23 protein-coding genes and 1 pseudogene are annotated in these 25,820 nt (G+C 69.7%); 11 read left to right on the top strand and 13 right to left on the bottom strand.

Going from position 1 to position 25,820, the window contains the following annotated elements; all coding sequences use genetic code 11:
- Positions 1-79 precede the first annotated feature (79 nt).
- Both ACH4U7_RS45610 and ACH4U7_RS45605 read left to right on the top strand, forming a co-directional pair.
- Entirely contained in the window at positions 80-1,474 is a 1,395-nt protein-coding gene (locus ACH4U7_RS45610) for a WD40 repeat domain-containing protein (protein WP_398533665.1), read from the top strand.
- Between the two features lie 17 nt (positions 1,475-1,491).
- A complete protein-coding gene (locus ACH4U7_RS45605) occupies positions 1,492-1,857 on the top strand; it encodes an MmcQ/YjbR family DNA-binding protein (protein WP_358629004.1) in 366 nt (121 codons plus the stop codon).
- Between the two features lie 19 nt (positions 1,858-1,876).
- On the opposite strand, the gene ACH4U7_RS45600 is transcribed toward ACH4U7_RS45605, so the two are convergent.
- Both ACH4U7_RS45600 and ACH4U7_RS45595 read right to left on the bottom strand, forming a co-directional pair.
- On the bottom strand, positions 1,877-2,890 hold the full coding sequence (locus ACH4U7_RS45600) for a DUF5954 family protein (RefSeq protein WP_358705797.1): 1,014 nt from the start codon (positions 2,888-2,890) through the stop codon (positions 1,877-1,879).
- 410 nt (positions 2,891-3,300) lie between these two features.
- A complete protein-coding gene (locus ACH4U7_RS45595; protein ID WP_398533664.1) occupies positions 3,301-4,584 on the bottom strand; it encodes an RNA-guided endonuclease InsQ/TnpB family protein in 1,284 nt (427 codons plus the stop codon).
- A gap of 163 nt (positions 4,585-4,747) precedes the next feature.
- Here ACH4U7_RS45595 and ACH4U7_RS45590 point away from each other — a divergent pair.
- Positions 4,748-5,008 (top strand): annotated as a pseudogene (locus tag ACH4U7_RS45590) (SAM-dependent methyltransferase); the annotation flags it as partial.
- Between the two features lie 76 nt (positions 5,009-5,084).
- Here ACH4U7_RS45590 and ACH4U7_RS45585 read toward each other — a convergent pair.
- On the bottom strand, positions 5,085-6,257 hold the full coding sequence (locus tag ACH4U7_RS45585) for an acyl-CoA dehydrogenase (RefSeq protein ID WP_398533663.1): 1,173 nt from the start codon (positions 6,255-6,257) through the stop codon (positions 5,085-5,087).
- 196 nt (positions 6,258-6,453) lie between these two features.
- Between ACH4U7_RS45585 and ACH4U7_RS45580 the strand changes: the two genes are divergently transcribed.
- On the top strand, positions 6,454-7,794 hold the full coding sequence (locus ACH4U7_RS45580) for a UDP-glucose dehydrogenase family protein (RefSeq protein WP_398533662.1): 1,341 nt from the start codon (positions 6,454-6,456) through the stop codon (positions 7,792-7,794).
- A gap of 126 nt (positions 7,795-7,920) precedes the next feature.
- On the opposite strand, the gene ACH4U7_RS45575 is transcribed toward ACH4U7_RS45580, so the two are convergent.
- From ACH4U7_RS45575 to ACH4U7_RS45565, 3 genes are all read right to left on the bottom strand, one after another.
- Complete coding sequence (locus ACH4U7_RS45575; RefSeq protein WP_398533661.1) at positions 7,921-9,117, bottom strand: dipeptidase; 1,197 nt, start codon at positions 9,115-9,117, stop codon at positions 7,921-7,923.
- A 123-nt stretch (positions 9,118-9,240) separates the two neighbouring features.
- Positions 9,241-9,774, bottom strand: coding sequence for a 5-(carboxyamino)imidazole ribonucleotide mutase (gene purE, locus ACH4U7_RS45570; protein WP_014177103.1), 534 nt, complete (start codon positions 9,772-9,774; stop codon positions 9,241-9,243).
- Complete coding sequence (locus ACH4U7_RS45565) at positions 9,771-10,913, bottom strand: 5-(carboxyamino)imidazole ribonucleotide synthase (protein ID WP_398533725.1); 1,143 nt, start codon at positions 10,911-10,913, stop codon at positions 9,771-9,773. The genes purE and ACH4U7_RS45565 overlap by 4 nt, the downstream gene beginning before the upstream one ends.
- Positions 10,914-11,110: 197 nt before the next feature.
- On the opposite strand from ACH4U7_RS45565, the gene ACH4U7_RS45560 reads away from it, so the two are divergent.
- The 6 genes from ACH4U7_RS45560 (at position 11,111) to ACH4U7_RS45535 (ending at position 16,398) form a co-directional block, all read left to right on the top strand.
- Entirely contained in the window at positions 11,111-12,673 is a 1,563-nt protein-coding gene (locus ACH4U7_RS45560) for a peptidoglycan-binding protein (protein WP_398533660.1), read from the top strand.
- Between the two features lie 2 nt (positions 12,674-12,675).
- On the top strand, positions 12,676-13,218 hold the full coding sequence (locus ACH4U7_RS45555; protein ID WP_398533659.1) for a protease inhibitor I42 family protein: 543 nt from the start codon (positions 12,676-12,678) through the stop codon (positions 13,216-13,218).
- Between the two features lie 129 nt (positions 13,219-13,347).
- On the top strand, positions 13,348-13,716 hold the full coding sequence (locus ACH4U7_RS45550) for a hypothetical protein (protein WP_398533658.1): 369 nt from the start codon (positions 13,348-13,350) through the stop codon (positions 13,714-13,716).
- A 14-nt stretch (positions 13,717-13,730) separates the two neighbouring features.
- On the top strand, positions 13,731-15,329 hold the full coding sequence (locus tag ACH4U7_RS45545) for a peptidoglycan-binding protein (RefSeq protein WP_398533657.1): 1,599 nt from the start codon (positions 13,731-13,733) through the stop codon (positions 15,327-15,329).
- Between the two features lie 25 nt (positions 15,330-15,354).
- Entirely contained in the window at positions 15,355-15,741 is a 387-nt protein-coding gene (locus ACH4U7_RS45540) for a hypothetical protein (RefSeq protein ID WP_398533656.1), read from the top strand.
- 144 nt (positions 15,742-15,885) lie between these two features.
- Entirely contained in the window at positions 15,886-16,398 is a 513-nt protein-coding gene (locus ACH4U7_RS45535) for a GtrA family protein (RefSeq protein WP_398533655.1), read from the top strand.
- Between the two features lie 18 nt (positions 16,399-16,416).
- On the opposite strand, the gene ACH4U7_RS45530 is transcribed toward ACH4U7_RS45535, so the two are convergent.
- Positions 16,417-17,724 carry an ATP-binding protein gene (locus ACH4U7_RS45530; protein ID WP_398533654.1) on the bottom strand — a complete coding sequence of 436 codons (1,308 nt, stop codon included), beginning with the start codon at positions 17,722-17,724 and terminating at the stop codon, positions 16,417-16,419.
- Between the two features lie 39 nt (positions 17,725-17,763).
- Positions 17,764-18,444: a response regulator transcription factor gene (locus ACH4U7_RS45525; RefSeq protein ID WP_014177112.1), complete on the bottom strand. Its 681-nt coding sequence runs from the start codon at positions 18,442-18,444 to the stop codon at positions 17,764-17,766.
- A 311-nt stretch (positions 18,445-18,755) separates the two neighbouring features.
- On the opposite strand from ACH4U7_RS45525, the gene ACH4U7_RS45520 reads away from it, so the two are divergent.
- On the top strand, positions 18,756-20,285 hold the full coding sequence (locus tag ACH4U7_RS45520) for a peptide MFS transporter (RefSeq protein ID WP_398533653.1): 1,530 nt from the start codon (positions 18,756-18,758) through the stop codon (positions 20,283-20,285).
- Between the two features lie 128 nt (positions 20,286-20,413).
- On the opposite strand, the gene ACH4U7_RS45515 is transcribed toward ACH4U7_RS45520, so the two are convergent.
- The 5 genes from ACH4U7_RS45515 to ACH4U7_RS45495 all read right to left on the bottom strand — a co-directional run bounded on the left by ACH4U7_RS45515 (position 20,414) and on the right by ACH4U7_RS45495 (position 25,632).
- Positions 20,414-21,757, bottom strand: a complete 1,344-nt coding sequence (locus ACH4U7_RS45515) for a hypothetical protein (protein WP_398533724.1) — start codon at positions 21,755-21,757, stop codon at positions 20,414-20,416.
- A 62-nt stretch (positions 21,758-21,819) separates the two neighbouring features.
- Positions 21,820-22,905 (bottom strand): hypothetical protein, encoded by a 1,086-nt coding sequence (locus ACH4U7_RS45510; protein WP_398533652.1) that lies wholly within the window; start codon positions 22,903-22,905, stop codon positions 21,820-21,822.
- Positions 22,906-22,985: 80 nt separating this feature from the next.
- On the bottom strand, positions 22,986-23,960 hold the full coding sequence (locus ACH4U7_RS45505) for a hypothetical protein (protein WP_398533651.1): 975 nt from the start codon (positions 23,958-23,960) through the stop codon (positions 22,986-22,988).
- 179 nt (positions 23,961-24,139) lie between these two features.
- Positions 24,140-24,841, bottom strand: a complete 702-nt coding sequence (locus tag ACH4U7_RS45500; protein WP_398533723.1) for an LPXTG cell wall anchor domain-containing protein — start codon at positions 24,839-24,841, stop codon at positions 24,140-24,142.
- 281 nt (positions 24,842-25,122) lie between these two features.
- Positions 25,123-25,632: an ATP-binding protein gene (locus ACH4U7_RS45495; RefSeq protein WP_398533650.1), complete on the bottom strand. Its 510-nt coding sequence runs from the start codon at positions 25,630-25,632 to the stop codon at positions 25,123-25,125.
- Between the last annotated feature and the right edge of the window lie 188 nt (positions 25,633-25,820).

Raw genomic sequence — 25,820 nt, 5'->3', positions numbered from 1 at the left:
CCGGCTACCCGGTTGTCGGTGTCTCATGGCAACATCGTTTCGGATTCGGCCACTTGGCCTTCGCAGGGAGAGGGCGACGATGTCGACCGATATGTATGGCGTGCGGGTGCTTTCCGTCGACCGGGAGCGGCTGCGCGCCCGGTTCCAGGTGTTCGTGGTCTACTACGACACCCAAGGCCGTACGCACGCCGCCATACCGGACGACCCCACGTTCTTCTTCTTTCTGCTGTGGGAAGGGGCGTCCGGCCGTTCGGGGACTCCCGGCACGGGACCCCTGCGGCAGCTGGTGGACACCGAGACCGCGCTGGACTTCGCCTGGGTCGACGCCCATGCGCGCCGGTTCGTATCCGGAGTCGAGCGCGTCGCCACCCGCAATCATCCGCTCGCCGCGCAGCAGTGGGATCGGCTGCACGACTTCTATTACGAGCGCGACGGGGCCTGGAAGGACGAAGACTTGCTCGTCCAGTGCGAGTACGAGGTCACGGTCACCGACCGGCGCTGGCTGGAGCCGCTGCGCGAGGGTGCCGCCTGGGGGACGGCGGCCCTTCCGCTCATCGCGGACACCTGGACGGCGGTGGACGCGCCGCATATCCCGGACCTGGCCGGCCCCGCGGTCACCCTGCGCCCGTTCGACAGCGCCACCGGCGACCTGGCCTACGACTATCTCCTGCAGGTGGAGTTCTCCGACGACGGCAAGTATCTGGCCGTATGCAGCGACCAGAACCGGGTGTGGGTGTACGACCCCGCCGACTGGAGCGAGGTGCTGCACACCTCGGCGGGTGACGAGTGGATCGTGCCGGTGCTGATGTGGGTGCCGGGGGAGCACATCCTCACGATCAAGACATACCCTCAGCCGGAGGATGCCGAGGTCGAGCCGCAGTGGGCCTTCGACGTCGACGCTCGTGCGGAGGTCGAGGTCCCGTTCCAGGGCGGGAAGACCCGCTCGCGGGACGGCGCCTACCGGCTCCACCCCAACGACGCGCGCGACGGCGGCTACGACCTGCTCGCCACGGAGCGATCGCCGCGCCGGCGCGTGTCCCACGCCGACAGCTGGGACCCCATCCAGTGCGAAAGCTTCTCCGGGGACGGCTCCCGGCTGTTCCTGGGCGCGCAGGAGAACCTGTACGTCGTCGATCCGGCGACGGGCGAGGTCGTCGACAAGGTCATGGACGCCTCGGAACGGCTGTTCCAGCTCGAGTCGAGCCCCGACGGCAGCTACCTCGTGGTCAACTGCTCCAGCCCCAAGCTGTCCTATCTGCACGAGGGCCAGGAGGGCCTTCAGGAGCTCTGTGTGTGGCGGATGGCCGATAAGGAGATCGTCATGGGTCGGCAGCTGACGACCTGGGTCGAAGGGCTCTCCTGGTCACCGGACGGACGGTGGCTGGCCGCTCTCCTGGAGCCCCGCGGCGAAGACGATTTCCACAACGGCCGGACCGAGCTCGCCCTCTTCGCCATGGGCCCGTCCGACGACTAGCGCAAGGAGATACCGGATTGACCCCCGAACAGCTTCGCTCCTTCTGCCTCTCCTTCAATGCGGCGGTGGAGGAGTTCCCCTTCCCCAGAGTCCCGGAAGTCTCGGTCTACAAGGTAGGCGGCAAGATGTTCGCCCTGACGACCCTGGAAGCCCGCCCCCTCACGGTGAACCTGAAGTGCGACCCGGAGCAGGCGATCAGGTTCCGTGCCGAGCATCCGGAGCTGATCGTTCCGGGATGGCATATGAACAAGCGCCACTGGAACACGGTGACGGTCGACGCCGAGCTCCCGGACCGGCTGGTCCGGGAGCTCATCGAGGACTCGTACGACCTGGTGGTCGCGGGTCTGCCACGAGCCGAGCGGCTGCGGCTGGACCGCCCCTGAAAGGACCGGCCTTCAGGGGTCAGTCGTAGTGGAGGCTGCCGTCCTCGCTCATCGTCGGATGCATCTTGGAAGGACCGTATTCGTCAACGTCTGTGCGGCGCGGTGGCTCCGGCCCGTCTGGACCGCAGCGGACCAGCCGTTCGATACGGCAGATGCGGTACAGGCGGTCGCCCACGCGCGCTTCATTGGCGTGGCCGGCGGCTTTGAACTCCTCGGCCGCCTTGATGTACTCGGCTTTCTCACGCTCGTCGAGTTTGTAGAGCACAGGCCAGGTATCCGTCATCGCGCCGTACAGCAGGTCCCGTGCCTCGTGTGGGGTGGCCATCATGGCGCCACGTGGCCGCCACCCTTTCTCATTGCGCTCCGCCACGCCGAAGCCGACAGGGAGCAGGACGATGTCCGGATAGGCGGCGGCTGCTCCTTTTGAGTCCGCGCGTACTTCGGCCGGGAATCGGGAGTCGGCGTAGGCGAAATCGCGCAGTCCCAGCTTCAAGGCGCCTGCGATCAGGCCGCCGTCCTGGTCAGGGTCGAGGACGAAGCCCGTGTCCGGCGAGGGCCTCCGGCTGAGTACGCCCCAGGTTCTGTCGACCGGTTCCCTGTCGGTGGGACGGGGTGGCTCCAGCCCGTCCTCCCCGCTGCGCGCGAACTCGTCTCCCCGTACAACCCGGTAGCGCACGCCGAGGGCCTCCACCTCGTTGACCGGCTCGCGTTCCAGCACGGCCACGGCCGCCAATAGTTCGCGTCGTACGGCGGGGTCGTCGGTGTCGTCTTTGGCCTTGAACCACAGGTGCGAGTGCAGCTCGTCCCGGGCCTGCTGGGGCATCCCGTTCACGACCGGCAGCAGCAGACGCCAGTCCGGACCGACGGTGGGTTCCTGCACGGCAATACCGAAGACAGGCCCACGCAGCGCCATGTACGGGTACCGCCGCGAAGCGTTCACCGCGTCGGCCTCAGTCACCCAAGCGACGGGGTCGTCGCGGCGGACCAACTCTGCGTGAAGCGCATCAAGGCGTCGCTTCCAGTCGTCAACCATGCACACATTGTCATGACTCCGGGCGCAGGCGCAGGCCGAATCCACTCAAGTGCCGAAGGCATTCCCGCGTAGTTCCCGCCACTGCTCGTCCACCAGTTCAGTCGATCGGGTTGGAGTGCTCGTTGCACAGGCGGTCGGAGACCGGCCTGGATCCGGCCTTCGCCCGAGCGGACGCTCCGCCTCCGCGCCGAGCACCCGGGGCTGATCGTTCCGGGCCGGCCACGAGCCGAACGCCTGCGCCTCGACCGCCCCTGATACCCCTCAGTCGCACCTGGGCGCGGTCTCCTTCGTCGCAGTGAAGTACACCGGCGGGAAAACCCGCCGCCTCGAACACCGCATCGTTCTTCGCCATCAGCGTCATTTGACGATCCTCCCCTCCCCTCACAAGCTCAGGAAGGGGATTCCCTCGGCTACCCGTGGGCGGCCTGAAGGGCTTCACGCGTCCGCCTCCGGCGCGGGGCCGGGACTCGCGCCAGGGCGGCGCTGCGCGTGCGGTTGATGACCGAGCCACCCGTCCGGCGGGCTCGGGCCTCGATCTCTACCGAGGCGTTGTGATCGGCGTCGTCCTCGTGCCCGCAGTGCACGCAGGAGAACAACCGGCCGCAGCCTTCGCGGCTGCTGGGGTCGACCTTGCCGCAGTTGGCGCAGGTCTGGGAGGTGTGGAACGGCGGCACGGCGATGAGCTGGGAGCCGTACATGCGGCACTTGTACTCAAGCTGCCATCGACGTTCTCCTGGGGCGTTGTCCAGGATGCCGCAGTTCAGGCCCGTCTTTTGACGGACTCGGCTGCCGGGATACTCGACGGTGCCCTTGGCGGCCCTGGTCATGTTCTTCACACGCAGGTCCTCGATTCCGATCATGCCGTGGTTTTGGGCGAGATCGGTGGTGAGCTTGTGCGTGAAGTCCTGGCGACGGTTGACCTGCCGGGTACGGAGTCTGGCGATCTGCGCGATCGTGCGCCGCAGACGTCTGGAGTACTTGCCCCCCTGGTGCTTCTTGGCGTAGGTGACCTGGCGCGCCTTGCGCTGCTCCAGCGCCCTTAGCCGCTTGCGCTCCATCGGCTTGAGCGTGGGCGGCATCTTGCGGGGCTCGGTCTCGGTGGAGACGAACGCCGAGGAGGCGACACCGAAGTCCACCCCGCACGTGGGCCCGCCGTTCGGGGCGTCCGGTTTGCGGCCGGTGTACACACCGAAGGAGATGTGCCAGCCGCTCCCGTCCCGCGAGACGCCGGCATTGCGGATGGTGCCGCCCAACACTCGGGAAAGGCGGAATTCGACCCAGCCCAGTTTGGGGAGCCGGACCTCGGCCCAGTGCCGGTTGAGCTTGCGCACCTCAACGGCTTGGCCAGGGAAAGAGACCGCAAGGCGGTGTCCGCGCTTCTTCCACGCCGGAAAGCCGGCCGGGTGGTCCGGATTCCAGAAGTTCGCATAGGCCGCATCCAGATGCCGAAGCACCTGCTGCGCGCACTGCGCGGGCAGGTCGGCAACCCAGTCCATCTCCCGCCGGGCTTCGGTCAGAAACCTTCCCTGCCCGGCGAGGTTCAGCGTCCTACCGCGCTGCTCGTATACGTAGATGCGCTGGTACAGCGCCATACTCCACAAGGCCCGGGCGGTGTGCCCCCATGACTCCAGCCGAGCTGCCGTCCCGGGCTCCGGGTAGAGCCGGTACCTACAGCCCCTATCGGCCTTGGACATATCGAGCGCACCTCCCCCTCGCACCGAGCAAAACACTAGCCGCCCAGTACGACAGTCACCTCCAACATACGAAGTCGCCTGGCACATCACTATGGTTGGAGACGACGAACCGCCCTGACGGCGGTTCGTCTTTTCCTGCCCCACTACGCGGGAAAGGCGGCTGCACCTCCACCCTGAAGGGCGGGCTACTGCCACCGCTCCCGGTAGCCCGCTCCCGGCCATCCCGAGGGCGTACGGCCCCCAGGGCATGTACAAGGGCGGTTTCGCGGGAAAGGCCATGTTCACCTACCGCTACAGCTATACGCCTCGCAAGTGGACCGCACTTCTCACCAGGAGTGGCTTCCGGGACATTGATACGACCGTCCTGGAGGCTCCGACAGAGGGACACATCGGAACCCTGATCGTGCGCGGCGTAAAACACTGATCTTCCAGCACGGACCTGAACACCCCTGCCATCTATGACGATCGGCAGAGGTGTTCTCTCGGCTGCTGTCGAGCAGTTACGGCAGGTTCCTGGCCATCACGATCCGCTGGACCTGGTTCGTACCCTCGTAAATCTGCGTGATCTTGGCATCGCGCATCATGCGCTCGACCGGGTAGTCGCGGGTGTAGCCGTAGCCGCCGAGGAGCTGGACCGCGTCGGTGGTGATCTCCATGGCGGCGTCGGAGGCGTAGCACTTGGCGGCGGCGCCGAAGAAGGTGAGATCTTCCTTCCCGGCTCCGGCGGCGACGCGCTCGGACCTGGCGGCGGCCGCGTAGGTGAGCTGGCGGGCGGCCTCGAGCTTCATGGCCATGTCGGCGAGCATGAACTGGATGCCCTGGAAGTCGGCGATCGGCTTGCCGAACTGCTTGCGCTCCTGGACGTAGCCCTTGGCGTAGTCCAGGGCGCCCTGGGCGATGCCGAGGGCCTGGGCTGCGATGGTGATACGGGTGTGGTCGAGGGTCTTCATGGCGGTGGCGAAGCCGGTGCCCTCGGCGCCGATCATGCGGTCGGCGGGGATCCGGACGTTGTCGAGGTAGACCTCGCGGGTCGGGGAGCCCTTGATACCGAGCTTCTTCTCGGGGGCGCCGAAGGACACGCCCTCATCGGACTTCTCGACGACGAAGGCGGATATGCCCTTGGAGCGCTTGTCGGGGTCGGTCACGGCCATGACGGTGTAGTACTCGGAGACCCCGGCGTTGGTGATCCAGCGCTTGACGCCGTTGAGGACGTAGTGGTCGCCGTCGCGCACGGCCTTGGTCTTCATACCGGCCGCGTCGGAGCCCGCGTCCGGCTCGCTCAGACAGTACGAGAACATCGCGTCGCCCTTGGCCAGCGGCGCCAGGTACTTCTTCTTCAGCTCCTCGGAGCCGGAGAGGATCACCGGGAGGGAGCCCAGCTTGTTGACGGCGGGGATCAGGGAGGACGACGCGCAGACGCGGGCGACCTCCTCGATGACGATCACGGTCGCCAGGGCGTCCGCGCCCGCGCCGCCGTACGACTCGGGTACGTGCACCGCGTGCAGGTCGTTGGCGACGAGGGCCTCCAGCGCCTCCTGAGGGAAGCGTGCCTCCTCGTCGACCTCTGCGGCGTGGGGGGCGATCTTCGCCTCGGCGAGCGAGCGCACCGATTCGCGGAGCATGTCGTGCTCCTCCAACGGCCGGTACAGGTCGAAGTCCACGGAACTCGCCAAGATCTTCTCACTCCCCTGAGTGCTAACTACCGTTAAGTAACTGAATTCTAGAGCGCCGTCCTGATCAGGTACAGGTGACTTTGCCGACAGCGGACGGCAGGGAGCGGCGCGGGAAGGGGACAGCGGATCGGAGCTCGCGCGCGGGCGCGACTATGCTCAGGCAGCGCATCCCGCCCGCACGCCTACAGGAGCACGCATGGCCCTCAAGATCACCGTGATCGGCACCGGCTACCTGGGCGCCACACACGCCGCGGCCATGGCTGAGCTCGGCTTCGAGGTGCTTGGCCTGGACGTGGTCCCGGAGAAGATCGAGACGCTCGCGGCCGGCAAGGCCCCGATGTACGAACCGGGCCTGGAGGAACTGCTGCGGCGGCATGTCCCGGGGTTCGAGGGATCGACCGGGCGGCTGCGCTTCACCACCTCCTACGATGAGGTCGGCGAGTTCGGCGATATCCACTTCGTCTGTGTGAACACTCCGCAGAAGCACGGCGAGTACGCCTGTGACATGAGTTACGTCGACGCCGCCATCGACTCGCTCGCCCCGCATCTGCGCCGCCCGGCCCTGGTCGTGGGCAAGTCCACCGTCCCGGTCGGCAGCGCGGTCCGGCTCGCGGCCCGGCTGGCGGAGCTGGCCCCGGCGGGGGCGGACGCCGAGCTGGCCTGGAACCCGGAGTTTCTGCGCGAGGGCTTCGCCGTACAGGACACCCTGCACCCGGACCGCATCGTGGTCGGCGTGACGAGTGACCGTGCGGAAAAGCTGCTGCGTGAGGTTTACGAGACGCCGCTCGCTGAAGGCTCGCCGTTCGTCGTCACCGACTACCCGACCGCCGAGCTGGTGAAGACCGCGGCGAACTCCTTCCTCGCCACCAAGATCTCGTTCATCAACGCCATGGCCGAGGTCTGCGAGGCGTCGGACGGCGATGTGGTCAAGCTGGCCGAGGCCATCGGCCATGACGAGCGGATCGGAAAGAAGTTCCTGCGGGCCGGGATCGGCTTCGGCGGCGGCTGTCTGCCCAAGGACATCCGGGCCTTCATGGCGCGCGCCGGCGAGCTCGGCGCCGACCAGGCGCTGACCTTTCTGCGCGAGGTCGACTCGATCAACATGCGGCGGCGCGGCCACATGGTCGAGCTGGCCCGCGAGGCCGTCGGCGGCAGCTTCCTCGGCAAGCGCGTCGCGGTGCTGGGGGCGACCTTCAAGCCGGACTCGGACGACGTACGGGACTCCCCCGCGCTCAATGTCGCGGGCCAGATCTACCTCCAGGGCGCCCAGGTCACGGTCTTCGACCCCAAGGGCATGGACAACGCGCGCGCCCTCTTCCCGACCCTCGCCTACGCGCCCAGCGCGCTGGAGGCCGCGCAGGGCGCGCACGCGGTGCTGCATCTGACCGAGTGGGCCGAGTTCCGCGAGCTGGACCCGGCGGCGCTGGGCGGGGCGGTCGCGGAGCGCCGGATCCTGGACGGGCGCAACGCGCTCGACCCGGAGCGGTGGCGCGAGGCCGGCTGGACCTACCGGGCGCTGGGCCGCCCCACCGTATAGCCGTCCCCGCCGCGCGGCCCTCGCCTGCCTCCCCTGCGTAGCCCCCGCCGCGCACCCGCTCAACCGCGCGGGCGCCCTCGGGCGCCCGCCGCCGTCACGCGCCCGCCGCGTCAGGCACCCGCCGCGTCAGGCACCCGCCGCGTCCAGCTCCTCGATGGTCGCGAGGGAAGGCCCCCGGTGGGTGCCGAGGTCGCGCGCCACCGCCTCCGCGTCGCGCACCACCCGTACCGCGTTCTGCCAAGTCAGCTTGGCCAGGTCGGCCTCGGACCAGCGGCGCTCCAGCAGTTCGGCGATCAGGTTCGGATAGCCCGCGACATCGGCGAGGTCCACGGGAACGAAGGGCGTGCCGTCGTAGTCGCCGCCGATGCCGAGGTGGTCGATGCCCGCCACGTCCCGCATATGGTCGAGGTGGTCGGCGACGGTGGCGGCCGTGGCCACCGGGCGGGGGTTGGCCTCCTCGTACGCCTGGTGGACCTTGATCGCCTCGGGCGTGGTGGCCAGCGGGTCCAGGCCGTGGGCGCGCAGGTTCTCCTCCGCCGCCCGCGTCCACGCCACGGCCTGTGGCAGGACGAACTTCGGGACGAACGTGACCATCGCCACACCGCCGTTGGCGGGCAGCTGGGCCAGCACATCGTCGGGGATGTTGCGCGGGTGGTCGCATACGGCGCGCGCCGAGGAGTGCGAGAAGACGACGGGGGCGTCGGACACCCGCAGCGCGTCCCGCATGGTGTCCGCCGAGACATGCGAGAGGTCGACGAGCATGCCGAGCCGGTTCATCTCCCGGACGACCTCCTCGCCGAAGCGGGTGAGGCCGCCCGCGCGCGGCTCGTCGGTCGCCGAGTCCGCCCAGGGGATGTTGTCGTTGTGCGTGAGCGTCATATAGCGCACGCCGAGTTCGTACAGCGCGCGCAGGGTGGCGAGCGAGCAGTTGATGCTGTGGCCGCCCTCCGCCCCCATGAGGGAGGCGATCCGGCCCTCGGCCCGCGCCGCCTCCATGTCGTCGGCAGTGCGGGCGAGCCGCAGATCGGAGCCGTAGCGGTCGGCCAGCTGCCGCACCACGTCGATCTGTTCGAGGGTGGCGCTGACCGCGGCGTCGCCGCTGAGGCGCGAGGGTACGTAGACGGACCAGAACTGCGCGCCCACGCCGCCCGCCCGCAGCCGCGGGATGTCGGTGTGGAGGTGGGCGCCCTGGTCGAGGGCGATATCGCGCTGGTTCAGGTCGTAGCGGACCTGCTCGCGCAGGGCCCACGGGAGGTCGTTATGGCCGTCGACGACGGGGTGGGCGGCCAGCAGGGCACGGGCTTGCGCGAGTCGGTCGGTCATTGCCCCATCCTCTTACGAGGCCCGCGCCAAGTCACGGGGCCACGGGCAGCCGCGCCCCGTGTGCCCCTCTCGTTACTTCGCGAAGTCCGTCACTTCCTGAAGTCCGCTACTTCCTGAAGTCCGCTACTTCCCGAAGCCGAACGACCCCGCGCTCTCCACCTTGGCCCGCAGCCGCTTGCCCTTCTGCGTGGCCTGCTCGTTCAGCTCCTCCTGGAAGTCGCGCATCCGGGCGAGCAGTTCGGGGTCGTGGGCGGCCAGCATGCGGGCAGCCAGCAGCCCGGCGTTACGGGCACCGCCGACGGAGACGGTGGCCACGGGCACGCCCGCGGGCATCTGGACGATCGACAGCAGCGAGTCCATCCCGTCCAGGTACTTGAGCGGGACCGGCACGCCGATCACCGGCAGCGGGGTGACGGAGGCCAGCATGCCCGGGAGGTGGGCGGCGCCGCCGGCGCCCGCGATGATCGCCTTGAGGCCGCGGGGCGCCGCGTTCTCGCCGTACGCGACCATCTCGCGCGGCATGCGGTGGGCGGAGACGACATCCACCTCGTACGGGATCTCGAACTCGTCGAGGGCCTTCGCCGCCTCCTCCATCACGGGCCAGTCGGAGTCGGAGCCCATGACGATGCCGACGACGGGGGCGCTGGGGCTGCTCATTCGGTGATGGTCCCTCGGAGGTAGTCGGCGGCATGGCGGCCGCGCTCACGCACGTCGGCCAGGTCGTCGCCGTAAGTGTTGACGTGGCCGACCTTGCGGCCGGGCTTCACGTCCTTGCCGTACATATGGATCTTCAGGGCCGGGTCACGGGCCATGCAGTGCAGATAGGCGGTGTACATATCGGGGAAGTCGCCGCCGAGCACATTGGTCATCACGGTCCAGGTGGCGCGCGGGCGCGGGTCGCCGAGCGGCAGGTCGAGCACGGCGCGCACATGGTTGGCGAACTGGGAGGTGACGGCGCCGTCCTGGGTCCAGTGGCCGGAATTGTGCGGGCGCATCGCCAGCTCGTTGACCAGCAGCCGCCCGTCCCGGGTCTCGAAGAGCTCGACCGCGAGGTGGCCGACGACCCCGAGCTCCGCCGCGATCTTGATTGCCATCTCCTGGGCCTGGCCGGACAGCTCCTCGCTGAGCCCGGGGGCCGGGGCGATGACCGTGTCGCAGACCCCGTTCACCTGGATCGACTCGACGACCGGGTAGGCGACGGCCTGGCCGTGCGGGGACCGTACGACATTGGCGGCGAGCTCGCGGGCGAAGTCGACCTTCTCCTCGGCGAGCACCGGCACCCCGGCGCGGAAGGGCTCGGCCGCCTCCTCGGCGTCGCCGACGACCCACACCCCCTTGCCGTCGTAGCCGCCGCGGACCGTCTTCAGTACGACCGGGAAGCCTGTGCCTTCTCCCGCCGCCCCGCCCAGCCCTTCCGCGGCGAACCGCTCCACGTCCGCGGGGTCCGCCACGATGCGGTGGCGGGGGCAGGACACCCCGGCCGTGCGCAGCCGCTCCCGCATCACGCCCTTGTCCTGAGCGTGCAGCAGCGCCTCGACGCCGGGGCGGATGACGACGCCGTCCGCCTCCAGGACGCGCAGATGCTCAGCCGGGACATGTTCGTGATCGAAGGTGACCACATCACAGCCTTGTGCGAAAGCACGAAGGGTCTCCAGGTCGCGGTAGTCGCCCACCACGACGTCGCTGACCACCTGGGCCGCCGAGTCCTGGCGGGTGTCACTGAGCAGTTTGAATCTGATGCCGAGCGGGATGCCCGCTTCGTGGGTCATACGGGCGAGCTGGCCGCCGCCGACCATGCCGACTACCGGGAATGTCACGCCCCCAAGGGTAGCTTCCCGGCCAGACGGGCCCCGGGGCGCATGGCGATGGCCCTGACCTCGGCAGACCTATTCGATGTTCCTCCACGACGTTATGATCTCCGTGCATTCGACATGGACCTGCCGGGCATGGTTTGACGTGGACCTGCCGCGCGCGTCCTACAGGGGGAAGCCGAATGACGACGGGCAGGCTGAGAGAGAAGTTCACCGACAACCAGGACGGGCTGAACAAGCTGCACAAGCGCGTCCAGGCGATCCAGGTGGACCCCGATTCATTCGACGATCAGATGAAGGTCCGCAACGACCTGGCCGGCGCGATCGCCGAGGCGCGGGAGTTCTCCGCCCCGCACGGCAGCCCGGACCACATCGACGGCGTCGCGGCGGGCTACGGAAAAGCGGCCGCGATCGTGGACAGAGCCCAGGGCGATCTGCGGAAGGTCGCCAAGGACGGGCTGCCCGCCGTGTGGGTGGGCACCGCCGGGGCGAAAGCGAGCGAGGTCATCAACGCCGCCTCGTACTCCGCCGATCAGATGGCCCAGAAGCTCCAGGAGGCCGTACCCGTACTGAAGGCCCTCTCCATGGGCATCGGCAAGGCCCAGGCGAGGCACGACTACGGGCTCACCGCGCTCGAAGTCGCGGGGTCGATCCTGAACAACGGCGACCTCATCATGCCGCCTGACGAGCTGCGCGAGGCCAAGACCGCCATCCTCGACGGCGTCTCCTACATGAGCGAGGCCGCCGGCCAGGCCAAGGCGGCCGGCGTCGAGGCGCAGAAGGCGCTCACCAAGCTGGCGTCCGAGGCCCGGGCCCGGAAGGTCACCGCCGACGGGCTCACCGACGCCGACCAGCTCGTTCTCGCCGACGCCGCCGCCCCCGGCGGCCCCGCCGAACTCAACGAAATCCTCACCGCCAACGAGCTCAAGCGCTCCTCCGAGTTCATGGACAAGATGAGCGCGCACGACAGGGCGGAGTTCAACCGGCTGGTCTCCTCCGCCAAGTCCCCGCAGGAGCGGGCGTATCTGATGAAGGCCCTGGCCGCGGGGCACGATCTGAAACAGATCGACCGCTTCGCCCAGCAGATCCACGGCCGGTCCCCGCAGTGGCTGAGCGACCGCCTCACCCCTGTCGTCATCCAGAGCACCGACGCCGGTACCAACGAGGTGACCTACCAGGGCGCCAAGTGGACCCAGGGCGGGGACGGGACCTGCGTCGCCTCGTCCACCCTCAACGCCCGGGCGATGATCGACCCCTTGTACGCCCTCCAGCTCACGACCGGCGGCCATCCCGGCGACCCCGAATACGACAACCCCACCGCGTTCAGCGAGCGCCTGCGGGATGAGCAGCACCGCGCCCACTACGCCGCCGGCGGCGATCCGCTCCCTTATGGCGGCGGCATATCCTGGGCCGAACGGGAAAAATATCTCGACAACCCCGAGTTGGGCGACCGCACCGGCACGGAGTACTCCACGCGGCAGCTGCACAACGCCGACGACCGTCGCGCGTCCCTGGTCGACGTCGAGAGGCAGCTCGACAACGGCGTGCCTGTCCAGGTCGCTGTCAGGGGCTCCACCGGCTCCCACGCGATGATGATCGTCGGACACGAGGGCGACAGACTGCAGGTCTACAACCCGTGGGGCACCACCACCTGGGTCAGCGAGGACGACTTCGTCAACAACAGGATGGGCTACTCGAACAACGGCTACTTCCCAGAGGCCTACTCCCTCACCCTACCGAAATGATCATGAATACAGTCACTCGCCGCCTCTCCACTCTGCTCCTGACCGGCCTCGCGCTCTGCGCCGCGGGCTGCCAGGACACGGCCACCCCCAGCGGGCACGCCAAACCGGCCTCGTCCTCATCCTCGACCTCGCCTTCGTCCTCCCCCTCGCCGTCCTCCGACCCGAAACCCACCGGCCTCGGCACGGTCCACCAGGACCGGGCCGACTCCAAGGACCTGGACCGCACCGAGGGCCCGATCACCGTCAAGCGCGGCGAGCGGTTCTCGATCGCCATGCGGCAGAACATCTCCGCGCGCGCCGACTGGAGCGTGGCCAAGCCCGGCCCGTCGGCGGCGGTGCTGCGCAAGGTCGGCGAGAGCTCGTACCAGACCGCCCGGGAGAAGGAACTCATCGGCGGGGGCCACACCAAGTACTTCACCTTCGAGGCGCTGAAGGCCGGAGAGACCCGGATCGTCCTCGCCAACTCCTTCGGCACGGACAAGTCCGCCGGCGGCTACTCCCCCGACCTTCCCCGCACCGTCACCTACCGGGTGACCGTGCGCTGATCCGGCGTTTCGGGACGACGCCCATGGCCCGCCGGTCCGGCCCGCCCGTCCCGGTCTCAGTCACGATGGTTAGGATTCGGCCGTATTTGGCGCGGGCCCACCGCGTCCACTTCCTCGGGGGAGGCATTCATGGGACAGGACAAGGCCCTCGGCATCCAGCACGGCGGCGCGCTCAGCCAAGGGGAGCGCCTGGGGCTCGCCGCCGACGACATCAAGGCGGCCAAGGGGCTGCTGGAGAAGGGTGACGAGGGCGGCGGGTTCCCCGGATTCGGTGGACTCCTCGAACTGCCCTCCTCCCTGATGCACTTCGGCGAGTACGGGGCCGCGCCCGCCTTCAACGATTTCTCCGACGCCTGGATCGCCGAGTGCAAGACCCTTGAGGGCGCGGTGCGCGAGCTGCAGAAGAAGATCGGGGTCAGTTCGAAGGCGTATCGCGGAACCGACCACGCCAGAGAGAGCGACTTCAGCGCTATCCACCGCTACTCGCAGAACTCCTGAGGGGCAAGGCGTACATGGCCGGGCACGATAAAACACAGCAGAAGCCGCAGGATCAGACCAAGCGGCAGAAGCTGGAGGCGCTGCACAAGCACGTACAGTCCCTGAAGGTCGAGGACACGGGCTTCGCGGCGATCGGGTTCTGCTCGGATCTGTCCGACGCGATCGGCAAGGCACGGGACACTCCGAAGCCCGTCGGTGACTCGGACCATATCGACGGCGTCGCGGCGAGCTGCACGCGGGCCGCGGACCTCTTGGAGTCCGCGCAGGGCGACCTGGGCAAGGTGGCGAAGGCCGGACTGCCCGCGGTGTGGGTGGGCACGGCCGGGGAGAAGGCGAGCGAGGTCGTGGGCGCCGCCTCGCGCACCACCGACGAGACGGCCGAAAAGCTCCGGGAGGCCGTACCGGTGCTGAAGCAGCTGGCCATCGATATCGGGGCGGCGCAGGCGACGGACGAATACGCGCGCGTCGCGCTGGACTACGGGAAGTCGCTGTGCGGCATGTTCAGCGATCGCGAACAGCTCCGGGAAGCCAAGAAGGCCGCCCTCGACGGCATCACGTTCCTGATCGAGGCGGACGACCGGGCCAAGGAGGGCGGGAAGAAGGCGGCGGACAAGCTCAACAAGCTGGCCGCACAGGCCCGGACCCGGAGGGTCACCGCGGAGGGCCTCACCGACGCGGACCGGCTGGTCATCGCCGACGCGGCCGATCCGGGCGGCCCCGCGAACCTCAACGAAATCCTCAGCGCCAACGAACTCAAGCGCTCCGCGCAGTTCAGGGACAAGATGAGCGCGCAGGACCAGGCCGAGTTCGACCGGCTGATCTCCCGCGCCAAGTCCCCGCAGGAGAGCGCGTATCTGATGAAGGCCCTGGCCGCCGGGTACGACATCAAGACGCTGCGGTCCTTCGGCGAGGACATCCACGGCCGGGACACGACCTGGCTGCGCGAACACCTCGCGCCGTTCCACACCAGCGGGAACACCAAGGTCGGCCTCGAGTTGGCGTCCGAGTTCGACGTCCCCGGCGCCAAGGGGGCGCAGTGGACGCAGGGTGACAACGGGACCTGTGTGTCCTCGTCCACCGTCGCCGCCCGCGCCCTGGTCGACCCCGTCTACACGCTGCGGCTGACCACCGGCGGACACCCCGGCGACCCGGCGTACGACAACCCTGCCGCGTTCAAGAAGCGGCTGCTCGACGAGCAGATCCGGGTCCACAAGGAGGGCGACGGCGGTCCCCTCCCGGACGGCGGCATGGACCTGATCGGCAAGGACGAGGTCATCAACGACGAGATCGCACCGCACACCGGCTCCGCCTATGAGCAGCGCGAAGTACGCACCCCGGACTCCCGGCGCGAGGCCCTGCCGCTGATCGAGGAGGCGGTGGACGAGGGCAAACCCGTCCCGATCGGCGTTGAGGGGTTCGACACCGTCGACGGAGAGCGGGTCCGGGTGGGGCACGCGATGATGATCGTGGGCCACGAGGGCGACAAACTGGAGGTCTACAACCCCTGGGGGTTCACCACCTGGGTCAGCGAGGACGACTTCATCAACAACCACATGGACAAGGCCTCGGACAAGCGCCTGCCGGGGGCCTACCAATACAACCTGCCGAAGTGACCAGCACCACCCTGAGCGAGACCTCATGACACACCAGAACATGACCGACGAGGAGCTGATCGCCCTCGACGTCCCCCTGATGATCCGCTACGGGATGATGTTCGGCGGCGCACACCGCGCCGCGCTCTTCGGGGACGGGACGATCGCCGCGGCGCTCGGGGCCGAGCGGCTGGAGGTGCAGCCGCGCTCGGTGGCGTACCTCGCTGAGGTGGTACGGCGCGGGGGCACCCGGATGGCCTCGGAGCTGCCGGAACCGCTGCCCGGGCCCGAGGCGGGCGCGCTGGCGCGCGAGTGGCTGGGGACGGCCGCGCCCATGGTGAAGGGCGTGGCGGAGGACGAGGTCGTGGCGCGGTGGCTGGAGGCGGTGGCCGCGGTGCTGGAGCTGCGGCTGCGCACCCGTGGCGGCCTGTGACAGTGCGCAGCCTGTGACAGTGCGCGGCCTGTGACAGTTCGGTGATAAAAGGCCGGTTCTGCAACACCGACGGGCGGGCGCTCCGGCCGCTGGTTAGCATGGTCGGAGTTGTTGACGCCGATCGGACGGGGCTGAGTAGTTGCCATGAGTGAACAGCGCACGATCGGCAGGCTGCGCGCACGAGTGGATCAACTCGCCCATGAGATCCTCAAGTTCGGCGCCGTCGGCGGTGCCGGTGTCCTGGTCAACCTGGGCGTTTTCAACCTGATCAGCCATTTCACCGAGCTGCCCACGGTGCGGGCCAGTATCGCGGCGACCATCGTCGCCATCGCCTTCAACTACGTGGGGTTCCGGTATTTCACCTACCGGGACCGCGACAAGCAGGGGCGTACGAAGGAGCTCACGCTCTTTCTGCTGTTCAGCGCGGTCGGCCTGATCATCGAGAACGGCGTGCTCTACACGGCGACGTACGGTTTCGGCTGGGACAGCCAGCTGCAGAACAACGTGTTCAAGTTCGTCGGCATCGGGATCGCCACGCTCTTCCGGTTCTGGTCCTACCGCACCTGGGTGTTCCGTGCGCTGCCCGCCCGTGAGGCGGTGGAGACCGCCGAGTCCTTCCTGTCCGAGGCGCACGACCAGCCGACGGCCCGGAAGTAGCCCCGGCCCGTAAGGGCTTCAGGCAGTGTCGGAGCCGGTGTCGGAGCCGACTCCCGGGTCGGTCTCGCGGCCCCGACCGGCCTCGCGGCCCGGGTCGCCCTCCCGGCTCAGGAAGAGCGCGAAGACCGGCGGATGCTGCTGCAGCAGCTCCAGACGGCCGCCGTCCGCCTCCGCGAGATCGCGGGCGACGGCGAGCCCGAGGCCCGTGGAGTTGCGCCCGCTGACCGTGCGCTCGAAGACCCGCGCGCCGAGGTCGGGCGGCACCCCGGGCCCCTCGTCGGACACCTCGACCACCGCCTGGTTGCCGGTGACGCGGGTGCGCAGCGCGACCGTGCCGTCACCGTGCATCAGCGAGTTCTCGATCAGCGTGGCGAGCACCTGGGCGACGGCCCCCGGGGTGCCGACCGCCCGCAGCCCCTTCTTCCCCGACCGCACGATGGCGCGGCCCTCGCTGCGCGAGGCCGGGCGCCACTCCTCGATCTGCTGCTTGACCACCTCGTCCAGGTCGAAGGCCACGGCGGAGCCGGTCCGCGGGTCCCGCGAGTTGGTCAGCAGCCGCTGGACCACGTCGGTCAGCCGCTCCACCTGGGCCAGCGCGATCGTGGCCTCCTCCTTGACCGTCTCCGGGTCGTCGGTGAGCGTGATCTCCTCCAGCCGCATGGACAGCGCGGTCAGCGGCGTACGGAGCTGATGGGAGGCGTCGGCCGCCAGTCGGCGCTCCGCGGTGAGCATCCGGGCGATCCGCTCCGCGCTCGAGTCGAGCACATCGGCGACCCGGTCCAGCTCCGGCACCCCGTAGCGCCGGTGGCGGGGGCGCGGGTCCCCCGAACCCAGCCGCTCGGCGGTCTCGGCGAGGTCGGTGAGCGGGGCGGAGAGCCGGTGTGCCTGCCGTACGGCGAGGAAGACGGCCGCGAGCACGGCGAGCAGCGCCACCGCCAGGATGATCAGCATGGTGCGGCCGATCTCCCGGCTGACCGTCGAGCGCGACGCCTCGACCCGTACCGTCTCGCCCTGCTCGCCCCGCTCCTGCGAGGAGATCACGCTGCCGGTCGGACGCTTGCCGATCTCCAGAACATCCCGGTTCGGGATCTTGATCACGGCGTAGCGACCGGGCTCGATCTGCTCGCGCAGCACCGCGGGGGTCACCCCCTCGCCACCCAGCAGCCGGCTGTCGACGATGCTGACCAGGCGCACCGCGTCCGAGTCGACGCTCTCCTGGGCGCTGTCCTCGATGGTCCGGGTCTCCACGATGACCAGTGAGAGGCCGAAGACGGCGATGACGACGAGCACCACGGCGAGCGTGGAATTGATCAAGCGACGGCGCATGGTCCTACCGTGTCACGCTGAGATGTCTCTCAGCTTCTCTCAGCTTTTCTCGAACCGGAACCCGACCCCGCGCACGGTGGCGATGTACCGGGGGTTGGCCGCATCATCGCCGAGCTTCTTGCGGAGCCAGGAGATATGCATGTCGAGCGTCTTGGTCGACGACCACCACGTGGTGTCCCACACCTCGCGCATCAGCTGGTCACGGGTGACGACCCGCCCCGCGTCCCGGACCAGGACCCGCAGCAGATCGAATTCCTTGGCGGTCAGCTGAAGCTCCTCGTCCCCCATCCAGGCGCGGTGCGACTCGACGTCGATACGCACCCCATGGGTGGCCGGCTGCTGCGCCTGGGTCTCGACGGCGCCGCGCCGCAGCAGGGCCCGCACCCGGGCCAGCAGCTCGGCGAGGCGGAACGGCTTGGTGACATAGTCGTCGGCGCCGGCGTCCAGGCCGACCACCGTGTCCACCTCGTCCGCGCGCGCGGTGAGCACGAGTACGGGGAAGCCATGGCCCTCCGTACGCAGCCGGCGGCAGACCTCCAGGCCGTCCATGCCCGGCAGGCCCAGGTCGAGGACGAGCAGATCGACGCCTCCCTGCAGACCGGCGTCGAGCGCGGTCGGTCCGTCTTCCCGCACCTCCACCTCGTACCCCTCGCGGCGCAGGGCGCGGGCGAGCGGCTCCGAGATGGATGCGTCATCCTCTGCGAGCAGTACTCGGGTCATGGGGTGATGGTAGTCCGACCAGGTTCGCGCACGGGGCGCGCACAGGACTACGGACGGAGCGCAAAAGGTTGCACACGCCATGCGTGAGCTATCTCTCAATCCGGTCATTGTCGAGCATGGCGTGTCGTATGGTGACATCGAGTCCGTAGCAACTTTCCGGGACCTTTGGCCGCAAACCAGCGCCGAAGGTCCTCGTCGTGTGCCCCGCGGCAGCAGCCACCAGCTCTGCCGGCCCGGCACGCGGCCGCCACCCCCACCGGGCGTGCCTTCGGGCGGTCATGCCCGGGCATGAGCACATACAAGGAACCACCATGGCGTCCAGCCTGACGAAGGACGCGGCCGGGCAGGGAACCCCTGCCGACGGCGGCAAGACCTTCTTCGGCCACCCCCGCGGTCTGGCCACCCTCTTCATGACCGAGATGTGGGAGCGCTTCAGCTTCTACGGCATGCGCGCCCTGCTCGTGCTGTATCTGATCGCCGGGGGCCCGGACGCCAAGCACGGCAGCCAGGGCGGCGGCCTCGGGCTGTCCGAGGGCAACGCGGTGGCCATCTACTCGGTGTACCTGGCCATGGTCTATCTGCTCGCCATGCCGGGCGGCTGGTTCGGCGACCGCGTCTGGGGCCCGCGCAAGACGGTCGCCATCGCGGCCGGCATCATCATGGCCGGCCACCTGGCGCTCGCCGTGCCCGGTCAGGCGACGTTCTTCGCCGGTCTGGCGCTGGTCGCCCTCGGCTCTGGCCTGCTGAAGGCCAACATCTCCACGATGGTCGGCCACCTCTACGACGGACCCTCCGACCCGCGCCGGGACGGCGGCTTCACGATCTTCTACATGGGCATCAACCTCGGTGCCTTCGCCGCGCCCCTGGTCATCGGCACCATCGGCCAGAGCTACAGCTGGCACCTGGGCTTCGCGCTCGCCGCGCTCGGCATGGCGCTTGGCCTGGTCCAGTTCCTGGTCGGCACCCGCCACCTGAGCCCGCGCAGCAGCGTGGTGCCGACCCCGCTGGCGGTCGCGGAGCGCACCGCCTGGCTGCGCAAGGGCCTGATCTGGCTGGTCGTCGCCGCGGTCTTCTACTCTGTGGTGGTGGCCACCGGCCACTGGACGCTCAACTGGGCGCTGGTGCCGATCACCATCCTCGGCCTGATCATCCCGACCGGTGTGCTGGTCCGCATCAAGCGCGACAAGGAGCTCACCCCGGTCGAGCAGACCAAGGTCAGCGGCTACATCTGGTTCTTCGTGGCCGCGGCCGTCTTCTGGATGATCTACGACCAGGGCGGCTCGACGATGTCCGCCTTCGGCGAGACCAAGACCGCCGACACCATCTTCGGCCTGCACTTCCCGTCCTCCTGGTTCCAGTCCGTGAACCCGCTGATGGTGATGGCGCTGGCACCGGTCTTCGCCTGGGCCTGGCTGGCCCTGGCCCGGCGCAGCCGGGAGCCGGGCACGATGGCGAAGTTCTCCCTGGCCCTGATGCTGATCGGCGCGTCGTTCTTCGTCTTCGTGATCCCGATGGGGATGGCCTCGGACGGTACGACGGTCAGCCCGATGTGGCTGGTGTCGATCTATCTGATCCAGACCATGGGCGAGCTGTGCCTGTCGCCGGTGGGGCTCTCGGTGACCACCAAGATGGCGCCCGCGAAGTACGCGAGCCAGATGATGGGCGTGTGGTTCCTGGCCGTCACCGCGGGTGACTGCACCACGGGTCTGCTGTCCATCGCGGGGGTCGATCTGAGCGGTGTGGGGATCATCGCGCTGGAGGCGGCGGTGGCCGCGGTGGCCGGTGTCGCGATCTACGTGTACCGCAAGAAGGTCGTACGGCTGATGGCCGACGTCCGCTGAGGCGGCGCATTGAGGGGCCCGGCGCGGGTGATCGCGCCGGGCCCCTCGCGTACGCGCCTCGCTTATGCGCCTCGCGTACGCGCCTCGCTTATGCGCCTCGCGTACGCGCCTCGCTTATGCGCCGAGTGTCAGCGTGTGCCGCGCAGTTTGCGCCAGGGGGTCAGGGTGAAGACGGCGGCACCGAGCAGGATGGCCGTACCGGCCACCAGCCCGAGGGCCTTGAGGCCGCCGTGGTCACTGGCGCCGGTCTCGGCCAGCCCGCCGCTGGTGGAGGCGCCACTGGACGTGGTGCCTCCACCGCTGGAACCGCTGCCGCTGGAACCGTTGCCGCCGCTGCTGTTGCCGCCCGAGGTGCCGTTGGACTGGGCCGTGGTGTCCAGCTCCAGCGAGACCTGGGTGTCCTTGGCAGGGGTGCAGGTGGTCGTCGTACCGAGCGCCTTGACCGTGAGCACCCCGGGAGTGAGCGTCGACTTGCCGCTCGCGCCGGGCTTGTAGGTGCCGGTGAGGTCGGGGATCTCGATCGGGTCGCCGGACTTGATCGGCCCCTTGTTGGTCGGGCCCGTCACCGCGACCATGCCCTTGTCCGCGCCGCCGACCTTGACGTCCATCGACGGCTTGACCGAGTCCGCGGGGATGTCGGCCGGGCTGTCCATGACGGACTTGCCGAACTTGACGGTCAGGTCGAAGCTCCCACCGTTCTTGACGGCGTTGATCTGGACCGGGGAGGTGGCGTTCTTGTCGCCGATGGGGGTCTTGCAGGCGTAGGCGACCTGGACCTCCTTGCCGGTGTACGAGTCGCCACCGCCACCGCCGCCGGTCGTGTTCCCTCCGGTCGTGTTCCCCCCGGTCGTCGTACCGCCCGTGGTGGTGCCGGTGGTGGTGCCGCCCGTCGTGTTCCCTCCGGTGGTGTTACCGCCGGTGGTGTTGCCACCCGTGGTGTTACCGCCTGTGGTGTTGCCGCCGGTCGTCGAGCCGCCCGTCGTGGTGCCGCCGCTGCCCGTCACCTTGATGGTGGCCGCGGCCTTGACCGCCTCCTTCGCCGAACACTTGGTGTCCGTGGACAGCGGCTTGCTGACGTTGATGTTGTACGCGCCCGGAGTCAGCGTCACCTCCCCCGCCTGTGTCAGCTTGAGCTTGCCCTTCATATCGGACAGCTTCATCGGGCTGTCCTTGGGGATCGAGGGGTTCTCCCGCGGCCCCTCCATGGCCAGTTCGCCCGTCTGCGCTCCACCCACCGTGATGGTGCCGGTCGGCTTGACGGTGTTCTCCTCGAGGTCGAGGATCGGCGGGTTCTTGGAGGCGGCCTGCACGGTCTTCCAGACCACTTCGACCTCGTCGCCGACCTTCGCCGTCGCCGGGGCCTGTACATCCACCGTGGTGGTGCCCTCCACCGGAGGCAGGCCGGAGATCGGCGGCGGCAGACACTCGGTCGCGTACGAGACCTCGGCCGCCCGTGCGGTGCCCGCGCCCATCAGCACGCCCGCACCGCCGAGCAGCAGCGCGGCCGCTGCCGCGCCCACTCTTCGTTGCGTACTCACGTCGATCCTTTCGGGGTCGGTCGGTTCTCCTGGGACGGTGCGGAAAGGTGTTGCGTCTGTGTGCCCTGTGCGCTCTGCGCGCTCTGCGTCAGTGTCTGTGTCTGTGTCTGCGGCAGCGCGCCGTCCGGCAGGGTGTCCGGGGTGAACCAGGGCAGCGCGCCGCCGCCGTCCTCGCCGCCGCCGCGCGCCGCGACCACCGCCGTACGTGGCCGCACCTTGTCCACGACGGCCATGCCGATGCGGAAGACCGCCGCCGGGACCACCACGCACAGCAGAATCCAGAAGAGGGTGACGCCCCACGGCCGCCCCACCGTCCACGGCTGTTCGACCAGCACCTTCTTGCCGTACCTGAGCGACACCTGATAGTCGCCGTGCGCGCCCGCGGACAGTTCGACGGGGAGCTTGACCTGCGCCTTCTTCCCTGCCGCTATGGTCCCCCGCCACTGCTGCTCCTCCCAGGAGGGGGCGAACACACCGTGCGAGGTGCCGACTTGGAAGACCGGGTCGCGGGCCGGGGTGGAGCCGAGGTTGGCGATGGTGACCACCAGGCGGCGCTGCGGGGGCGCGCCGAACCAGGTGAGCAGCCCGCTCGACCCGTCGAGCCGCGCCGACAGCGCCCGCAGCCGCTCGCCCCCGGTCCCCTCCTGCTTGGGCAGCGGCGCGACCGGATGCCCCGCGACCCGGAACGGCACATCGTCGTAGGCGGCTTCGCCGGTGACGGTCGCCACATGGATGACGCACGGGCAGGGCTTGGGCGGCTCGGCGACCGGCAGCTTCTTGTGGAAGGCGCCCTTCGAGTCGGTGGTGACCGCTCTGCCGTCGGAGTTGGCGCAGGAGTTGGTGCCGCCGATCATGTTCTGTCCGCAGATGAGCATCATGAGCAGGGCGCGGGGCCGCCATCCCTGGCCGCTCACGGTGACCGTGCCGCCCGCGCCCGCCTCTTCCTTGGACACCGTCGCGGTCGGGCCGTCGGCCGCGGCGGCCTCCGGGACCTGCGGCGGTGCGCCCAGCGCGAGCCCGACGAGCGTGAACACGGCCAACAGCGCGGCGAGCGGGCGGCGTACGCGGGTGGCGGCGGGCACGGGTGTCGCTGGTATGTGTGCTGCTATGTGCGCTGGTGTGGGTGCCGAGCGCGGGGTCGGCTGGGTGTCCGTACGGCCTGTCACGTCGTAGCTCCTGACCCCGTGCCTGCTGGTTCCCGTGCCTCCCGTGCCTCCCGCGCCGATTCCGCGGGCGCGTCGCCGTCCCCGTCTCCCGCGCGGTGGCGGCCGCGCCGCCACCGCAGCAGCCAGGCGCCGCCGCCCGCGACCGCGCCCAGCGCCAGGGCCGCCGCCCCGGCCAGAACGCCCCAGGGCGCGGCGGTGTAACCGGCGGAGCCGACCGCGTGGGCGCCGCCCGCCGCGGTGACGGTGAGGGTGACGTCCACCGAGTCGAGGGCGGGCGCGTCCGGCCACTTCTCGGTGAGCCGCATCCGGCGGCCCGGCGCCAGTTCGACGGGCAGGGCGCGGGCGTCCCGGCGCAGCACCTCGCCGAAGAGCCCGTCGGCGCGTACCGCCAGCCGGGGCGTCAGCACGGTGTTGCCGCGGTTGACGAGCGCGTAGTGAATGGCGGCCCCGCCACCGGCCTTGACCACCTTCACGTCCTCGACGGAGATCGCCGCCAGCGCCCGCCCGCTGACCCGCAGATGCACCGGCACCCGGGCCTCCCGGCCGCCGCCGGTCACGACGATGGCGCCGGGGTGGTCGCCGGGCGGCGTCTCGGACGGGACGGTGAGGGTGAAGGGGACGTCGGCACGGGTGCGGGCCGGGACCGTGACCCGCTTGGCGGCGAGCGAGATCCACGCGCCGCTGCCCCGGGCCGCCGATGGGGCGTCAGGGGCGGTGTCCGCAGCCCGGAGCTGGACGGTACGGGGCCGCTTGCCGCGGTTGACGATCGAGAGCCGGTCCTGGAGCGCGCTGCCCGGCCCGCCCTCCAGATAGAAGTACGTCCGGTCGCCCGCGCCCGGCCCGGCCGTACCACCGGCCGCGGGCCTCGCGGACCAGTCAGGACCGGCGGCCGTGGCGGGCGCGGTGAGCAGCGCGGCGGCGACGGCGGGCACGGCGGCGACCGTCCATGCTGCGCGGATACGAGACGGCATCGGCGGCTCCTTGGGTGCTGGTGCTCGTGCTCGTGCGTGGCCGCGGGGCGGCGAAGGACCGGCCCGCCGCCCGAGGCGGACCGCGCGTCCTTCGCTTCCGGGCGCCCGTGCGCTGGTGTGCCCGAGCGCCCGTGCGTCCGTACGTACGTGTGCGTCCGACGGCCCCGCGGCCCGCCGGCCTAGGCGCGGTGCGGGCGCCTGCGGCGGGTCAGCCAGAGCGTTCCGGCCGCACCAGCGAGGACCACGGTGGCGCCGAGCGTGCCGAGGGCGACCGCGGAGTCGGCCGGTCCGGTCTGCGGGAGGCTGCCGCCTGAGGAGGTCTGCGCACCGCTGGTGCCGCTGGTGCCGGATCCGCTCGTACCGCTCCCTCCCGTACTGTCGGAGCCGCCCGAACCGCCGCTGCCGCCGGAGCCGCCCGCACCCGCGACGTCCAGGGTCAGCGAGGGCCCCGGGTTGTTGCCCGGGGTGCAGGTCGTGGTGGTGCCCAGCGCCTTGATGGTGAGGGTCGAGGCGGTGAAGGTGACCTTCCCGGTCTTCTTCGGGGTGTACGTACCCGTCAGATCGGTGATCTTGATGGGGGTGTTGGCGGGGATGGCCTCGGCGTTGGGGGGTCCGGAGACCTGGAGCGTGCCGGTCTCCGCGCCGCCGAGCTTGATGAGCGCGCTCGGATGCATCGCGCCCTTGCCCAGTTCGACGGGGCTGGAGGAGACGCCCTTCTGGAAGGACATGGTGAGCTTGTACGCGCTGCCGCTCTTCACGGATTTGATGTCGATGGGCGACACGGCGCTCTTGTCACCGATCGGCGTCTTGCATTTGTAGTCGACGTCCACGGTGGCGGCCTGCGCGGCCGGGGCGGTGAGGAGTACCGCCGAACCGGCCATGGCGGCGGCGAGCGCGAGGGCTGCGCCACGGCCGACCACGTGGCGTTCTGTGTGGGACACCTCGAGATCCCCTCTCGTCAAGTGCCGCAGCCGAATGTTACTGACGACACATCAGATCGGGCGCTGACAGTACGCCGGGGACCTTGTCGAGGGAAGACAAAGTGCGCGCCGGTTCGGCGCGAAGCGGGTGAAGATACGGAAACCGGGTCTCTCCGCGAGCCCGTGTCCGCCGGATTGTCAGGTGTGGACGAGGGGTGAACGAGGGATGGCGCCCTCAAACGTCAGGAGGGAGCGGCCAGTTCGGCCCAGACCGTCTTGCCGGTGCCGTCGGGGTTCCGTACGACCCCCCAGTCGAGGCACAGCCGCTGCACGATAAACATGCCGTGGCCCCCGGGGCGGCCCGCGCGGTGCGGGGTGCGGGGGGCGGGGGTGCCCGAGCCGAGGTCCACCACTTCGAGCCGGAGCACCTTCGCCGAGCAGCTGACGCGCAGCTCTTCGGGCCCGTCGGCGTGCAGACAGGCGTTGGTCACGAGCTCGGAGACGACGAGCAGGACATCCTCGGCGGCGGCCCGCTGGTCGGCCGTCACGGCCGGCAGCCAGCCCCAGTCGCGCAGCGCCTCGCGGGTGAAGTCGCGGGCGCGCGGCACGGCGCCGCTGGCCCCGATCAGGTGGAGCCTGCGGATCTGACGGATATGCCCGACGGGTGGGGTCACCGCTGGGGTGGCCGAAGCGGCGGGGCCGTCCGGCTCCGGGCCACGGTCGCCCGGCGGGTACGGCCGGGTGGTGCTCATCAGCGGCTTCACCTCACCGATTCACCGATTCAGGGACAAGGAATACCTGATCTTTTCAACAGTTTCAGCCTGTCTCCTGCCCGGCGAAAGCGCGAGAACACCCACTTCCCCCGAACGTCTCGTGTGACGAGGACTACGCACCGCTGACGCGCCGAAGACGCACCCGGAAAGCACCGGGAACAGAAGGG

It is taken from the genome of Streptomyces sp. NPDC020845 (assembly GCF_044334165.1).
GTDB lineage: Bacteria > Actinomycetota > Actinomycetes > Streptomycetales > Streptomycetaceae > Streptomyces.
The sequence above is the reverse complement of the archived record's forward strand: the minus strand, read 5'-3'. Positions and strand labels throughout refer to the sequence as shown.

What these genes read in the sequence shown, in the direction of transcription:
- ACH4U7_RS45610 (WP_398533665.1), top strand. Translation starts at nt 80, where the DNA reads ATGTCGACCGATATGTATGGCGTGCGGGTGCTTTCCGTCGACCGGGAG.
- ACH4U7_RS45600 (WP_358705797.1), bottom strand. Translation starts at nt 2,890, where the DNA reads ATGGTTGACGACTGGAAGCGACGCCTTGATGCGCTTCACGCAGAGTTG.
- ACH4U7_RS45595 (WP_398533664.1), bottom strand. Translation starts at nt 4,584, where the DNA reads ATGTCCAAGGCCGATAGGGGCTGTAGGTACCGGCTCTACCCGGAGCCC.
- ACH4U7_RS45580 (WP_398533662.1), top strand. Translation starts at nt 6,454, where the DNA reads ATGGCCCTCAAGATCACCGTGATCGGCACCGGCTACCTGGGCGCCACA.
- ACH4U7_RS45575 (WP_398533661.1), bottom strand. Translation starts at nt 9,117, where the DNA reads ATGACCGACCGACTCGCGCAAGCCCGTGCCCTGCTGGCCGCCCACCCC.
- purE (WP_014177103.1), bottom strand. Translation starts at nt 9,774, where the DNA reads ATGAGCAGCCCCAGCGCCCCCGTCGTCGGCATCGTCATGGGCTCCGAC.
- ACH4U7_RS45565 (WP_398533725.1), bottom strand. Translation starts at nt 10,913, where the DNA reads ATGGTCGGCGGCGGCCAGCTCGCCCGTATGACCCACGAAGCGGGCATC.
- ACH4U7_RS45560 (WP_398533660.1), top strand. Translation starts at nt 11,111, where the DNA reads ATGACGACGGGCAGGCTGAGAGAGAAGTTCACCGACAACCAGGACGGG.
- ACH4U7_RS45555 (WP_398533659.1), top strand. Translation starts at nt 12,676, where the DNA reads ATGAATACAGTCACTCGCCGCCTCTCCACTCTGCTCCTGACCGGCCTC.
- ACH4U7_RS45550 (WP_398533658.1), top strand. Translation starts at nt 13,348, where the DNA reads ATGGGACAGGACAAGGCCCTCGGCATCCAGCACGGCGGCGCGCTCAGC.
- ACH4U7_RS45545 (WP_398533657.1), top strand. Translation starts at nt 13,731, where the DNA reads ATGGCCGGGCACGATAAAACACAGCAGAAGCCGCAGGATCAGACCAAG.
- ACH4U7_RS45540 (WP_398533656.1), top strand. Translation starts at nt 15,355, where the DNA reads ATGACACACCAGAACATGACCGACGAGGAGCTGATCGCCCTCGACGTC.
- ACH4U7_RS45535 (WP_398533655.1), top strand. Translation starts at nt 15,886, where the DNA reads ATGAGTGAACAGCGCACGATCGGCAGGCTGCGCGCACGAGTGGATCAA.
- ACH4U7_RS45530 (WP_398533654.1), bottom strand. Translation starts at nt 17,724, where the DNA reads ATGCGCCGTCGCTTGATCAATTCCACGCTCGCCGTGGTGCTCGTCGTC.
- ACH4U7_RS45525 (WP_014177112.1), bottom strand. Translation starts at nt 18,444, where the DNA reads ATGACCCGAGTACTGCTCGCAGAGGATGACGCATCCATCTCGGAGCCG.
- ACH4U7_RS45520 (WP_398533653.1), top strand. Translation starts at nt 18,756, where the DNA reads ATGGCGTCCAGCCTGACGAAGGACGCGGCCGGGCAGGGAACCCCTGCC.
- ACH4U7_RS45515 (WP_398533724.1), bottom strand. Translation starts at nt 21,757, where the DNA reads ATGGGCGCGGGCACCGCACGGGCGGCCGAGGTCTCGTACGCGACCGAG.
- ACH4U7_RS45505 (WP_398533651.1), bottom strand. Translation starts at nt 23,960, where the DNA reads ATGCCGTCTCGTATCCGCGCAGCATGGACGGTCGCCGCCGTGCCCGCC.
- ACH4U7_RS45500 (WP_398533723.1), bottom strand. Translation starts at nt 24,841, where the DNA reads ATGGCCGGTTCGGCGGTACTCCTCACCGCCCCGGCCGCGCAGGCCGCC.
- ACH4U7_RS45495 (WP_398533650.1), bottom strand. Translation starts at nt 25,632, where the DNA reads ATGAGCACCACCCGGCCGTACCCGCCGGGCGACCGTGGCCCGGAGCCG.